The organism is Pseudarthrobacter sp. As-47, assembly GCF_058215595.1.
This window is the reverse complement of record NZ_CM177088.1, coordinates 1,087,219-1,099,663: the sequence shown is the minus strand read 5'-3', so window position 1 is coordinate 1,099,663 and position 12,445 is coordinate 1,087,219. Positions and strand designations below refer to the sequence as shown.

Here is a 12,445-nt window from a genome sequence, read left to right as displayed (position 1 = left end):
CGAACCGCAGGAGAACATCATGACTACCGCAACGGCGCGCATCTCCCGCCCGGGACGCAATGCAGCCACTCCCTCACGAGACGCCCAGTCGCGCGAACGCGCCCTGGCGTGGGCACGGCGTGCACCGCTGCTGCCGGCCCTGGTCTTCCTTATCCTGGTCACCCAGCTTCCGTTCGTGGCGACCCTGGTCATCTCGTTCATGAACTGGAACAGCCTCAGCCCGGACAAGACCGCCTTCGCCGGCCTGGAAAACTACGCCACTGTGCTGACCGACCCGGATCTGCGCCAGGCCATCTTCACCACCATCCTCCTGACCGTCTCCGTCGTGCTGATCAGCCTGCTGATCGGCCTGGGACTGGCCCTGCTGCTGGATAAGAAGTTCATTGGCCGCGGCCTGGCCCGGACCCTGCTGATCGCACCGTTCCTGGTGGTGCCGGTGGCGGCGGCCCTGATCTGGAAGCATGCCCTGCTCAACCCCACGTACGGGCTGATCAACGGCGTCCTGACCTGGGTCTGGTCGCTGTTCGGCAGCACGGCGGCGCCGCAGCTGGACCTGCTCTCGCAGGCTCCCATGATGGCCGTGATCCTCTCCCTGGTGTGGCAGTGGACGCCGTTCATGATGCTGATCCTGCTGGCCGGGCTGCAGTCCCGTCCCATGGACACCGTGGAAGCTGCCCAGATGGACGGCGCCACCCCGTGGGGGATCTTCCGCCACCTGACACTGCCGCACTTGCGCCAGTATCTGGAACTGGGCGGCCTGCTTGGCGCGATCTACATCGTGCAGAACTTTGACGCGGTCTTCACCCTCACCGCCGGCGGACTGGGCACCGCCAACCTGCCCTACGCCATCTACCAGACGTTCTACTTCGCCAACGAATACGGCCTGGCATCCGCCGCCGGGGTCGTGGTGGTCATCGGCACCATCATCGTGGCCACCTTCGCACTCCGTACCGTCTTTTCACTCTTCAAGAAGGAGGCAGCACGATGAGCACCCTCACCCCCGCTGCACCGCAGAGTTCGGGCCCTGCCCGTTCCACCTCCCCCGCCGCACGGGCAACCGGCCGCACCCCACGTCGTCGCGGCAAGGCGCGCATGGACCCCACCCGCAACAACACCGCCGCCGGCATTGCAGCATGGTTGCTGGCGCTTCTCTTCGCAGTCCCGGTCCTGTGGATGATCCTCACCTCGTTCCACTCCGAGACCGACGCCGCGACGAACCCGCCGTCCATCGCCGCGAACCTCACCCTGGACGCGTACCGGGAATTTTTCGGCGAAACGTCCGGGGTCAGCCCGTGGCCGTCGCTGATCAACTCCGCCACCGCCTCGATCCTGTCCACGGTCCTCGTGCTGCTCCTGGCCTTCCCGGCAGCGTACGCGCTCTCCATCCGGCCGGTGAAGAAGTGGACGGACGTCATGTTCTTCTTCCTTTCGACCAAGATGATGCCCGTGGTCGCGGCGATCCTTCCGCTCTACCTTTTCGCGCGGACCGTGGGGGCACTGGACAACATCTGGTTCCTGATCCTGATGTACACGTCCATGAACCTGCCCATCGCGGTGTGGATGATGCGGTCCTTCCTGGCCGAGGTGCCGGAGGAAATGCTGGAGGCAGCCCAGATCGACGGCGCCAACCTCCTGCTGATCCTCCGCAAAATCATCGCCCCCGTGGCCATGCCCGGCATCGCCGCCACCGCCCTGATCTGCTTCATCTTCAGCTGGAACGAACTGCTCCTGGCCCGGGTCCTCACCGGCGTGGTCGCCGGTACGGCACCGGTGTTCCTCACCGGCTTCGTCTCCGGCCAGGGACTCTTCCTCGCCCAGGTCTGCGCAGCCGCCGTCGTGATATCCCTCCCGGTGCTGTTCGCCGGCTTCGCCGCCCAGGACAAACTCGTCCAGGGACTCTCCCTGGGCGCCGTGAAATAACAGGCCGTGAAATAGCCAGCCGCTTCCCGCCCAACTCTTTCGAGGATCACTTTGATGACAACAACAACCACCCAGGCACACGTTGCCGGCGCTGAGCTGCCCGGGACCATGCGGGCCAACATCCTGAGGAGCCAGGGTGACATGGCCATGGAAACCCTGCCCCTTCCGCAGCCCGACGCAGACCAGGTCCTGGTCCAGGTGGCCGCCGTCGGCGTCTGCGGCAGCGACGTCCACTACTACGAGCACGGCCGGATCGGCCCCTACGTGGTGGACCACCCGCTAATCCTCGGCCACGAGCTCTCCGGCCGGATCGCCGCCGTCGGAAGTGCCGTGGACCCTTCCCGCATCGGCCAGCGCGTCGCCGTCGAACCCCAGCGCCCCTGCCGCACGTGCAGGCAGTGCAAGGCCGGCCGCTACAACCTCTGCCCGGACATCGAGTTCTACGCCACCCCGCCGGTGGACGGCGCGTTCGCCGAGTACGTGACCATCCAGTCCGACTTCGCCTACGACATCCCGGACAGTGTCAGCGACGAGGCAGCCGCCCTCATCGAACCGCTCTCCGTCGGCCTCTGGGCCTGCGAACGTGCCGGGATCAAGCCCGGCAGCCGGGTGCTGATTGCCGGTGCCGGGCCCATCGGCATCATCGCCGCCCAGGCCGCCCGCGCCTACGGCGCCACCGAAATCTACATCAGCGACATCGCCGAAGACCGCCTGGCCTTCGCACTGGAAAACGGCGCCACCCACGCGCTGAACGCGAAGACGGACAACGTGGAAGGGCTCGACGTCGACGCGTTCATTGACGCGTCCGGGGCACCGCAGGCGGTCCGTTCCGGCATCAAGGCCGTTGCCCCCGCCGGAAGGGTCATCCTTGTCGGGCTGGGCGCGGACGACGTGGAACTGCCCGTCTCCTTCATCCAGAACCGCGAAATCTGGCTCTCCGGCGTGTTCCGCTACACCAACACCTGGCCGCTGGCCATCCAGCTCATTGCCGACGGGAAAGTGGACCTGGACATCCTGGTCACCGGCAGGTTCGCCCTCGCCGAGTCCGAACAGGCGCTCACGGCGGGCAGGCAGCCCGGCCAGCTCAAAGCCGTTGTCTACCCCGGCCGCTGACCATGTTCACCGTGATCGGCGAGTCACTCGTTGACATCATTGACTCCTCTGACAGCGAAGGCGCGGCCAGGGCAAGCTGCCGTCGGGTCCATCCCGGCGGCAGCCCCCTCAATGTCGCTGTGGGCATTGCCCGCCTCGGCCAGGCAGCCACGCTCGTCACGCACTATGCCGACGACCCGCACGGCCACGTGATTGCCGGGCACCTCCGCGGCAACGGCGTCGAGGCGATTGTGGGAGGCGCCTCTCCGACGTCGTCCGCGGTGGCGCGCCTGGACAGCACCGGAGCGGCGGAGTACAGCTTCTCCATCACCTGGGACATCACCGGCGCCTCCATCCCGGCCCTTGCGGCAGTGGAGAGCTCCCTCCATGTCCATACCGGGTCCATCGCCACCGTCCTGGGTCCGGGCAACCAGATGGTCCGGCGGCTGGTGGCGGCTGGGCGCACGCACGCCACCGTCAGCTTCGATCCCAACTGCCGGCCCGCGATCAGCGCAGAGGCGGACGCGGTCCGGGGCGACATTGAAGGCTTGGTTGCCGCCAGCGACATCGTCAAGGCCAGCGACGAGGACCTGCGCTGGCTGTACCCGGGCAGGACGCCGGACGAATCCCTGACTGCCTGGCTGGAGCTGGGACCGGCGCTGGTTGCACTGACGCGCGGCGCGGACGGTCCGGTGATCCTGACCCGGCACGGACGTGTTGAAATGCCCGGGGAAGTTACCACCGTTGCGGACACCGTGGGGGCCGGCGACTCCTTCATGGCGGGCCTCATCTCCGGCCTGGCGCAGCTGGACGCGCTGGGCGCCGGCGGACGCGAACGCCTGCACAGCCTCTCCCCCGCGGAACTGGCTGCCCTGGCGTCCTATGCGAACCGGGCGGCCGCCATCACCTGTTCCCGGCCCGGCGCCAACCCTCCCACCTCCGCCGAGCTCGGCTCCCTGGCCGGCACGCCCGCGGCCGCGGCTGGCTAGCCCGTGCGAGCCCCGCGGTAGTCAGCTGGTCTGCGTGTCCCTGGCCCTATGAGCCTTCCGCACCGTGCCGGTCTGTACAACGGATAAGGGCTCACGGGAGACTGACCCCATGCGCAAACTGGCCTTCGCCATGAACGTAAGCCTGGACGGCTACACCGCAGCCCCCGGCGACAATCTCGGCTGGAGCGCACCAAGCGACGAGCTGTTCCAATGGTGGTCCGACCAGGTGGGTTCGACGGGCCTGGCGCTGTACGGGCGCAAACTGTGGGAGACGATGAGCTCCCACTGGCCGACTGCTGACCAGCAGCCCGACGCCACGCCGGCGGAGATCGAGTTCGCCCGCCGCTGGCGGGACATGCCGAAGGTGGTGTTCTCGTCGACAAAGAGCACGGTTGACTGGAACACCCGCCTGGTTACCGGCGACGCGGTCACCGAGATTACCCGCCTCAAGGCCGACGACGGCGGCTCCATGGATATCGGCGGTGCCACACTCGCCGCGGCAGCCATGCGGGCAGGGCTGATCGACGAATACGCCATCGTCACCCATCCGGTCCTGGTTGGCGGCGGCACTCCGTTCTTCACCACCCTGGACAACTGGGTGAACCTGAGCCTGATTGAGACCCGGATGTTTCCCGGCGGTGTGGTCCTGACCCGGTACGAGACCAGGCGCTGACTGCCCGGCGTCGGGTCAGCACGGACTCGGACAGCCCCAGGGAGCTCAAGCACCGTAAACCCGCAACGCTCCGCCTTTCCTGATGATCATGGAAACTATCGGAAGGCCTTGGAAGGCTGTTAGTCCACCCACACTTCCTTGCCGGAGACCAGGAACAGGAGCATACTTATTAGCAGGACTAATTAGCAGTGCTAAGTATTTTCAGGAGGCGCAACCCGGGCGTGACCACCACCGACACCCAGAACCCGAAAACCCCCGGATCGGCCAGCCCGGACAGCCTGGCCATCGATCTCCGCACGGCAGTCATGCGCACCTCGCGCCGGCTCCGCGTCGAGGCCACCGGAGACGCCATCACTCCGGGGCAGTACACGGTCCTGGCCCTCCTGAACGGCAACGGGCCAAGCACCCTCCGCGCACTTGCCGACAGCGAGCACGTGCAGGCTCCGTCCATGACGCGGATCGTCAACGCGCTCGCGGACCAGGGCTTCGTGTCCAGGGCGGCAAACCCCGACGACGGGCGCCAGGTCCGCGTGGACATCACCGACGCCGGCCGGGCAGTCCTGGCCGAGGCCCGTAACCAGCGGACGGCATGGCTGGCGCAGCGGGTGGCCGGGCTGAGCGAAGAGGACCGGCAGATCCTCAGCCGCGCGGCGCACATCATGCAGGAAATGAGCGGCACATGAGCGCCATGTTCCGGGCCCTGGAGAACCGGAACTACCGGATCTGGGCCAGCGGCGCGCTGGTGTCCAACATCGGCACCTGGATGCAGCGAATAGCCCAGGACTGGCTGGTGCTGACTGTCCTTACCAACTACTCGGGCGCCGCCGTCGGGATCACCACCGGCCTGCAGTTCCTTCCCATGCTGCTCCTCGGACCGTACGGCGGAGTGCTGGCGGACCGCTACCGCAAACGGGTGATCCTGCTGTGGACGCAGGTGGCCATGGGCCTGACCGGGCTGGCGCTGGGGCTGCTGGTGGTCACGGGCACCGCGGAACTGTGGCACGCCTACCTCGCCGCCCTCTGCCTGGGCATTGCCAGCGCCGTGGACGCGCCCTCCCGGCAGGCCTTCGTCTCCGAACTCGTGGGCCAGGACAACATCTCCAACGCGGTGGCACTGAATTCCGCGTCCTTCAACACGGCCAGGCTTACCGGCCCTGCCATCGCCGGCGTGCTGATTGCCTGGGTGGGAACCGGCCCGGTGTTCCTGCTCAACGCCGCCAGTTTTGGCGCAGTCATCATCTCGCTGTTCCGGATCCGGACCTCCGAACTTGCCCCCGCGGCGCCCGCCAGCAGGGGCAAGCACCAGGTGGCGGAAGGCGTCCGCTATGTGCGCAACCGCCCGGATCTGGTGCTGATCATGGTTTTGGTGGGCATCCTCGGCGCGTTCGGGATGAACTTTCCCATCATCAACGCCCTGATGGCCACCACTGAGTTTGGGGTGGGCCCCGGCGAGTTCGGGCTGCTGGGCTCCATTATGGCGGTGGGCACCCTGGCCGGGGCACTCCTTGCCGCACGGAGGGCCGGTCCGCGGCTGAGGTTCCTGCTGGGCGGTGCGCTCGGGCTTGGTGCCTTTACCCTCCTGGGCAGCGTGTCGCCGTCGTTCTGGCTGTATGCAGCGGTCCTGATCCCGGTGGGCCTGGCCTCCATCACGTTTCTGAACAGCTGCAACACCAGCATCCAACTCTCGGTGGAGCCCCAGTTCCGCGGGCGGGTGCTGGCCCTGTACCTTGCCGTGCTCCAGGGCGGAACCGCTGTGGGCGCTCCGCTCATGGGCTGGATCGGCTCGGAGTTCGGCGCCCGCTGGTCCGTGGCGGCCGGAGGGATCATCGTGCTGCTGGCGGCCGTGGCCGCCGTGGTTGTGGTCAGCAGGCGGAACAGCCTGAGCTTCCGGGACAACCTCCGCATGGTGTTCCGGCGGCGGCGCGAGCCTGCCGTCTAGGTCAAAGCACCAGGCAACGGACGACGGCGGCGCCGGACTTTGCCTTGGAGGCACCCATGATGGGCCTGCTTCGGCGGCACGCACCGCCGTCGTTCGCTCTCCGCCGGCAGTAACGCCGCTGTAACGCCTGCAGGGTCTAATTCCAGTGGACGCAATGATCTCCTGGCGGTCCATGCTTTCCGTGGCCTGCCGGGACCCTACCCAAGGCTGGAACCCGGGCAGCACAGATAGCGATGGTGCGAGATGCACTCCTGCAGCCGCCGCCCGATCGCCCTCACCTGGGCGGTCACCCTGGCGCTGCTTTTGTCTGCGTGCATGGCAACCGGCGGCGACGGTGAGCCGGCTCCCAGCAGCAGCACGTCACAATCGAGCCAGCCCATAGAGTCCGGCGTTCCTGGCGACACCCCCACCAGCGGCGGAGCGGGCAGCCAGTCCACAAGTCCGGAACAGGGCCAGGAACGGCCCGTACCCGGAGGGCAGCAGCAGCCCGATCCCGCACCGCCGCCGGCTCAGCCGCCTGGCCCGCCGGCGCCAAACCAGCCACCTGCCCAGCCGCCGGGCCCGCCCGCACCGGCCCAGCCGCCTGCCGCACCTGCCCCGAACCAGCCACCCGCCCCGCCTGCCCCGAACCAGCCACCCGCCCCGCCTGCCCCGAACCAGCCACCCGCCCCGCCTCCGGGACCGCCCGCCCCGCAGTTGCCGCCCGCCCCGGAGACCGTGGTGCTCGACTGGCTGCCGATAGGCCCCGTAGGCAGGGGTGACCCCATTTGGTACAGGAACCTGAGGGGCATGGACTGCGGATCCCTTCCCGAGTACACCGGCCCCTTCAACACCGTCGAGGAAGCGGCGAAAACGCTGTGCCTCGGCTTGACGGGAGACCAGGCTGCCTGGGATGCGGGAGCCTCTGCGCTGGACACGATGCCGCCGCCATTCGAGGGCGATTGCTGGTCCGCCACCGCCATCGAGATCCTCCGCACCATAGCTGTGGTCCGGAAACAGAATCCGGGCGTCTCCGTGGAGCTTGCCCCTCGCCGCGGAACCGCGTGCCCGCCCGAACTCTCGGGCCTGGAGGACATCGAAGGCAACTCCCCGCCCTTCCTGGTCTGTCCCGGCCAGGCCATTGTCCTGTCCGGAAACATCACCGGCCTGCCTGCCGGGACCGTCCGCTCGGTTTATGTCGGTACCACAACTGCTCCCGTCATGCAGCGCCAAAGCTTCATCGACACGAACCACCCGCTTGAGTTCTACTTCCTGGCACCGCCCCTCGAACCGGGGCAGCCAGCCCTTTCCGAGGTCAGCATTGCCGACGCCGATTGGCCGGTAAGCGGATCCGCTTCCTTCGAGTACGCAACGGACCAGGGCACATGCCCGCAGGCGCCAGGCACCGCGCCATGACGGAGGCCGGCGGGGACGAGCGTTCCTCCTGGTCCCGCGCACTCGGAGTGATCTCGGCTATCGGCCCGCCGGTCACGGTGGCCACGGCGCTGCTGTTCTACTTCGGCTGGGCCCGCGCGGAGGCACAGGCGGCACAGATGGGCCTGAACGTCAGCCTGTTTGGGTACGCAGTGCAGGACTACATCCTGATCAGCATCAACGCGCTGTTCCTGCCGCTCGTCTGCATCCTGGCGGCGAGCGTCGTCTGGCTGGCCCTGGACCGCTGGCTGCGCCGCCGCATCGAAGAGGGCCGCGGCCGGGCCCTCATCCTGAAGGCCGCCGGCATAACAGCCCTGCTCAGCGGACTCCTCGTGGGCGTCAGCCTGGTCCTGGCGGTTGTGGAACCCGCCCGGACAGCACTGTTCACGCCGTATCTGATGGCTTTGGGCGTACTCGTGGCCACCTGGTGCATGCGCCTGCGCCGGCTGGGCCGGACCCGCACATCATCCGCCCTCAGCTCCGAGCAGCGGGCTGTGGAAACCACGCTGATCCTCAGCATCGTGACGCTGCTGCTCTTCTGGGGCACGGCCGACTACGCCCAGGCTGTGGGCCGCCGGCTCGCCTTGAACTTCGAGCAGGGAGTCCAGTACATGCCCCGGGCGGAGGTTTATTCGCCTAAACCGCTGGGCATCGGCTCGACCGCCGTCACGGAGGTGAGGGTGGGGGACGGGGACGGGACGCTCTACCGGTACGACGGCCTCCGCTTGCTGGTCCTCAGTGGCGGACGTTTCTTCTTCCTTCACGACGGCTGGACGCCGCGGGACGGAACGGTCATCGTCCTGCCTGACGACAACTCCGTCCGTATCGAATTCAGGCGGTAGCGATCCCCGCGGGCTTCACATGCCTGATGCGTCAATTCCTGCTTGCCGACACGGCCGCAGCCAGAGATTCCAATCCGCGCTCAAAGTCTGATCCCACCATCTTGTCCATGTTCATGAACAGTGCAAACACCTTGGTGAGTCCTTTGTTTTCCCCGTTCATGATCCAACTGACCTCTGTACCTCCGGGGACCGGGGTGAATGTGAAGGTGGTGGGATTCAGGGCCTTGAAAGGTTTAGTGAACTGGAGACGGATCTTGATCCGGCTCGAGGGATCAGATTCAACAATCTCCATGGTGCCGCTGCCGGCTTTCCGGTTGCCGCTCCATTCGTAGCCCGCTCCAACACCCGCCTCGCTCCCAAAGTAGCGGCGGTTCATGCCCGGATCCACGGACTCCCAGGGCGACCATTTGTTCCACTCATGGAAGCTGTTGACAAAGGGAAAGATGGCTCGGCGGGGGCTGGAATAACTGAGCTGCGGCGGACCTCAAAAGTGGACATGAGCCTAAGCATAGGAGCGGCAACACGTCCTGAGTAGAGTCCAGCCGCGACGGACTGTGTCAGCCGAGAACGAGTTTGACGGCCAGGGCGAGCATCACCACGCCGATGGCAAGGTCCACGATCCGCCACGTCCGCGGGCTGCTGAGCACCCCGGAAAGCTTTCGGGCTCCATACCCCAGGGCCGAAAACCAGAGGGCGCTTCCCACCACGGCCCCGGCCGCGAAGATCCACCGCGCGTCCGGACCGTGCTGGTTGGCCAGGCCTCCCAGCAGCACCACGGTGTCCAGGTAGACGTGCGGATTCAGGTAGGTCAGCGCCAAGGTGGTGGCGATAACGGATCCCTTGGACCGAGGGGCCTCGGCCGTCAACGCTGACGGTTTCAGTGCCGACTTAAATGAACGCACCGCCCACCATGCCAGGTAGGCAGCCCCGCCCCACTTCAGCACCTCAAGCGCCAGTGGAAATCGGGAAACCAAAACCCCGATCCCCACTGTGCCGCCAAGGATCAGCAACGCATCACTGACCATGCAGAGCGCCACCACGACGCCCACGTGTTCACGGCGGATTCCCTGCCGCAGCACAAACGCGTTCTGCGCCCCGATGGCAATGATCAATGCCAGGCCCGTCATCAGCCCGGTGGTCCAGATGCTCCACATGCCTTGACCGTAGCCCGACGTTGCAGATGAAGACAAACGATGGATTCTGCAGTTCCAATAGAATATCTTCATGAACTTCGAGCATCTCCGTGCCCTCGCCGCGATCGTGGACGAGGGAACTTTCGAGGCCGCGGCCGATCTGCTGGGGATCAGCCCCTCCGCCGTCAGCCAGCGCATCAGGGCCTTGGAGAAGTCCGTGGGGCAGGTGGTGGTCCGCCGCAGCGTGCCGTGCACCCCGACCGATGCCGGCTCAATCCTGCTGCGCATGTCCCGGCAGGTGCAGGTCCTTGAAGCGGAAACGTGGGAGTCGCTCGGACACGGTGTTTCCTCCCGGGCCGTAACCCCCCTTGCCGTGAATGCCGACTCCCTTGCCACGTGGTTCGTGGACGTGCTCCATGAGGCCAGCACCTGGGCGGAGACCACCCTGGATCTGCATGTGGAGGACCAGGACCACAGCAGCCAGCTCCTGCGCCGGGGTGACGTCCTCGGAGCGATCACCTCCGACCCCACGCCCGTCAACGGATGCCGGGCGGAACGGCTGGGCTACATGCGCTACCTGCCCGTAGCCACCCCCGGGCTGCGCAAACGCTTCACAGCAGGCAGCGGGGTGGACTGGCAGCGCATGCCCATGCTGCAGTTCAATGCCAAGGACAACCTGCAGCAGCTGCAGCTCAAGGCCCGCGGCGTACAGCAGGCTCCACCAACACACTTCATCCCTTCATCCGAGGGATTCCTTGCAGGTTTGACGGCAGGCCTTGGATGGGGAATGATTCCCGAGCTGCAGCTGGGAACGGACCTAGCCGATGGCTCCCTGGCGGTCTTGAAGGAGCGCGGGCACCATGACGTCGCGCTCTACTGGCAGACCTGGACGCTTGACTCCCCGCGGCTCGACCGCGTCACCAAGGCCATCCGGAAGGCCAGCCGCCACCAACTGCGCGGCACGCACCAGGACAACTAAACACGCACGAGCCGCGCGGCACCCACCAAGTGACCTGCTGGCAGGCTTCCGGGTGGTGGAGGTGCTGTTGAATGGTAGGTGTGGCCGGTGGGTGTCCTGTATTCGATGGTGTGCCTTGGGCCCGGCCGAGGGGTGGTTTTCCAGCCGGGGTTTTTCCTTGGTGTGGTTGCAGGCCTCGCATAGCCCGGCTGCATTGCCGAGGCTGGTGGTTCCGCCCCTATGCCAGGCCACCACGTGGTCGTGGTGCCGGATGGGCGCATCGCAATAGGGCGTGCGGCACGTGTCATCACGGGCCTGGATAAAACGGCACAGCCCTGCAGGAAACAAGCGCGCCCGCGAATCCATCCCCACGAGGTCACCCGCCCCGGGGGCCGTGTACAGTCGCCGCAGCCACACCCTGAAGTCCTTCTCCCCGGGCTCGGGCTCAAGCGCCTCGGCTGCGGGCTGGCAGGCGCCGGCGGCGGGCGTCCTGTTGCCCGGACTTTCCGGTCCACCCAGCGCAGGCTCCCTGCCGCCGGCAGCTGATCCCGGACTCTTGGCTTTGCCGCCCTTGCCACCGCTGGAGACCAGACTGCGGGCCCAGCCGGCCGGGACAATCCCGTAACCGGGAAGGCGTGCCGGTTCAGAATCACCCTGGAACAAAGTCCTGTCGGTCATGACAAGCTGGATCTCCACACCACTGACACCGCCCGGGGTGCCGGTGGTCCGCTCCACCAGGGCATCGGCCATAAGCTGCCCCCGGGAACGGTCGTCACCGCCAGCGCGCAAAGTATCGGCATGCGCGCTTAGTGCCGCATACGCCGCCACGCCCTCCGCGACCGGCAGCAGCGCTGTCAGGCGCGTCATGGTGTCCGGGGCCGGGCGCAGACTTACGCACCGCTCCCCGGCAGCATGGGCCGCCCGCTGTGTCACCGAACGGGGGTCCCGCCGGTACGCCGCCGCCCTCGCCGCAGCCACAACGGCCCGGTCCCCGGCCCCGGCAAAAGTACCCGTGTCAGCGGCCAACTCCTCATCAACCGCGCACCGGTCCGCCGCGCCCAGGCACGCCGTCTCCCGCACCACCAGCGTGGCCCGCCACTCATTCAGCTGGCCAGCATCCAGCGCAGCCAGGGTACGCGGCATCTCCGCCATCAGCGCCTTGGCCAGCCCGAGCAGCCGCCCGCCCCGGGACGGCGACTCACCCCGGGCCAACGCAACCTGCGCCGCCACCCCCTGACCCTGCTCCGCCGCAGGAATCCCGGCCTCAGCCTGCTCAGCGCGCTGGGCACGATCGAACGCCACGGCAACCCTCGCCTGCGCAGCCGCAATGGCCGCCTTCAGCTCCTCCAGGCCCCGCAACTGACCAATTAACGCGGCATTGTCAGAGGACACGGGCAAACACCGAACCTGGTTAATCAAATCCTGAACGGTGCCATCCATAACCACAGTCTTCCAGCGACCCCTGACATTCAGAGGCTGCGGAAAT

Annotated in this window: 13 protein-coding genes and 1 pseudogene; 10 read left to right on the top strand and 4 right to left on the bottom strand. The window is 67.0% G+C overall.

Going from position 1 to position 12,445, the window contains the following annotated elements; translation table 11 throughout:
• The first annotated feature begins 19 nt into the window (after nt 1–19).
• The 7 genes from AC4BCK_RS05125 to AC4BCK_RS05095 all read left to right on the top strand — a co-directional run bounded on the left by AC4BCK_RS05125 (nt 20) and on the right by AC4BCK_RS05095 (nt 6,613).
• Nucleotides 20–988 (top strand): carbohydrate ABC transporter permease, encoded by a 969-nt coding sequence (locus AC4BCK_RS05125; RefSeq protein WP_490566667.1) that lies wholly within the window; start codon nt 20–22, stop codon nt 986–988.
• Complete coding sequence (locus AC4BCK_RS05120; protein WP_490566666.1) at nt 985–1,920, top strand: carbohydrate ABC transporter permease; 936 nt, start codon at nt 985–987, stop codon at nt 1,918–1,920. Before AC4BCK_RS05125 ends, AC4BCK_RS05120 begins: the two co-directional genes overlap by 4 nt.
• 54 nt (nt 1,921–1,974) lie before the next feature.
• Nucleotides 1,975–3,033, top strand: coding sequence for an NAD(P)-dependent alcohol dehydrogenase (locus AC4BCK_RS05115; protein ID WP_490566665.1), 1,059 nt, complete (start codon nt 1,975–1,977; stop codon nt 3,031–3,033).
• A gap of 2 nt (nt 3,034–3,035) precedes the next feature.
• The gene (locus tag AC4BCK_RS05110; RefSeq protein ID WP_490566664.1) at nt 3,036–4,001 is read left to right on the top strand and encodes a carbohydrate kinase family protein; all 966 of its coding nucleotides are present in this window, start codon (nt 3,036–3,038) and stop codon (nt 3,999–4,001) included.
• A gap of 109 nt (nt 4,002–4,110) precedes the next feature.
• Complete coding sequence (locus AC4BCK_RS05105) at nt 4,111–4,674, top strand: dihydrofolate reductase family protein (RefSeq protein WP_366277680.1); 564 nt, start codon at nt 4,111–4,113, stop codon at nt 4,672–4,674.
• Between the two features lie 305 nt (nt 4,675–4,979).
• Nucleotides 4,980–5,357 (top strand): MarR family winged helix-turn-helix transcriptional regulator, encoded by a 378-nt coding sequence (locus AC4BCK_RS05100; RefSeq protein WP_400585790.1) that lies wholly within the window; start codon nt 4,980–4,982, stop codon nt 5,355–5,357.
• Complete coding sequence (locus AC4BCK_RS05095) at nt 5,354–6,613, top strand: MFS transporter (protein ID WP_251424221.1); 1,260 nt, start codon at nt 5,354–5,356, stop codon at nt 6,611–6,613. Before AC4BCK_RS05100 ends, AC4BCK_RS05095 begins: the two co-directional genes overlap by 4 nt.
• A 509-nt stretch (nt 6,614–7,122) precedes the next feature.
• Here the strand turns inward: AC4BCK_RS05095 and AC4BCK_RS05090 are convergent.
• Entirely contained in the window at nt 7,123–7,404 is a 282-nt protein-coding gene (locus AC4BCK_RS05090; protein ID WP_490566663.1) for a hypothetical protein, read from the bottom strand.
• Here AC4BCK_RS05090 and AC4BCK_RS05085 point away from each other — a divergent pair.
• Nucleotides 7,403–8,008, top strand: coding sequence for a hypothetical protein (locus tag AC4BCK_RS05085; protein WP_363938619.1), 606 nt, complete (start codon nt 7,403–7,405; stop codon nt 8,006–8,008). The genes AC4BCK_RS05090 and AC4BCK_RS05085 overlap by 2 nt on opposite strands.
• Nucleotides 7,978–8,868: a hypothetical protein gene (locus AC4BCK_RS05080; RefSeq protein WP_363956963.1), complete on the top strand. Its 891-nt coding sequence runs from the start codon at nt 7,978–7,980 to the stop codon at nt 8,866–8,868. The genes AC4BCK_RS05085 and AC4BCK_RS05080 overlap by 31 nt, the downstream gene beginning before the upstream one ends.
• Nucleotides 8,869–8,899: 31 nt before the next feature.
• On the opposite strand, the gene AC4BCK_RS05075 is transcribed toward AC4BCK_RS05080, so the two are convergent.
• A complete protein-coding gene (locus AC4BCK_RS05075; protein WP_490566662.1) occupies nt 8,900–9,256 on the bottom strand; it encodes an SRPBCC family protein in 357 nt (118 codons plus the stop codon).
• Between the two features lie 169 nt (nt 9,257–9,425).
• Nucleotides 9,426–10,022: a LysE/ArgO family amino acid transporter gene (locus AC4BCK_RS05070; RefSeq protein ID WP_363938799.1), complete on the bottom strand. Its 597-nt coding sequence runs from the start codon at nt 10,020–10,022 to the stop codon at nt 9,426–9,428.
• A gap of 70 nt (nt 10,023–10,092) precedes the next feature.
• On the opposite strand from AC4BCK_RS05070, the pseudogene AC4BCK_RS05065 reads away from it, so the two are divergent.
• A pseudogene (locus AC4BCK_RS05065) lies at nt 10,093–10,899 on the top strand (LysR family transcriptional regulator ArgP); the annotation flags it as partial.
• On the opposite strand, the gene AC4BCK_RS05060 reads toward AC4BCK_RS05065, so the two are convergent.
• Nucleotides 10,819–12,399 carry an HNH endonuclease gene (locus AC4BCK_RS05060; protein ID WP_490566661.1) on the bottom strand — a complete coding sequence of 527 codons (1,581 nt, stop codon included), beginning with the start codon at nt 12,397–12,399 and terminating at the stop codon, nt 10,819–10,821. The pseudogene AC4BCK_RS05065 and the gene AC4BCK_RS05060 overlap by 81 nt on opposite strands.
• Nucleotides 12,400–12,445 lie beyond the last annotated feature (46 nt).

Coding starts and splice junctions, on each gene's coding strand:
- AC4BCK_RS05120 (WP_490566666.1), top strand. CDS start 985: ATGAGCACCCTCACCCCCGCTGCACCGCAGAGTTCGGGCCCTGCCCGT.
- AC4BCK_RS05090 (WP_490566663.1), bottom strand. CDS start 7,404: ATGCCCCTCAGGTTCCTGTACCAAATGGGGTCACCCCTGCCTACGGGG.
- AC4BCK_RS05115 (WP_490566665.1), top strand. CDS start 1,975: ATGACAACAACAACCACCCAGGCACACGTTGCCGGCGCTGAGCTGCCC.
- AC4BCK_RS05080 (WP_363956963.1), top strand. CDS start 7,978: ATGCCCGCAGGCGCCAGGCACCGCGCCATGACGGAGGCCGGCGGGGAC.
- AC4BCK_RS05100 (WP_400585790.1), top strand. CDS start 4,980: ATGCGCACCTCGCGCCGGCTCCGCGTCGAGGCCACCGGAGACGCCATC.
- AC4BCK_RS05125 (WP_490566667.1), top strand. CDS start 20: ATGACTACCGCAACGGCGCGCATCTCCCGCCCGGGACGCAATGCAGCC.
- AC4BCK_RS05110 (WP_490566664.1), top strand. CDS start 3,036: ATGTTCACCGTGATCGGCGAGTCACTCGTTGACATCATTGACTCCTCT.
- AC4BCK_RS05105 (WP_366277680.1), top strand. CDS start 4,111: ATGCGCAAACTGGCCTTCGCCATGAACGTAAGCCTGGACGGCTACACC.
- AC4BCK_RS05060 (WP_490566661.1), bottom strand. CDS start 12,399: ATGGATGGCACCGTTCAGGATTTGATTAACCAGGTTCGGTGTTTGCCC.
- AC4BCK_RS05085 (WP_363938619.1), top strand. CDS start 7,403: ATGGACTGCGGATCCCTTCCCGAGTACACCGGCCCCTTCAACACCGTC.
- AC4BCK_RS05095 (WP_251424221.1), top strand. CDS start 5,354: ATGAGCGCCATGTTCCGGGCCCTGGAGAACCGGAACTACCGGATCTGG.
- AC4BCK_RS05070 (WP_363938799.1), bottom strand. CDS start 10,022: ATGTGGAGCATCTGGACCACCGGGCTGATGACGGGCCTGGCATTGATC.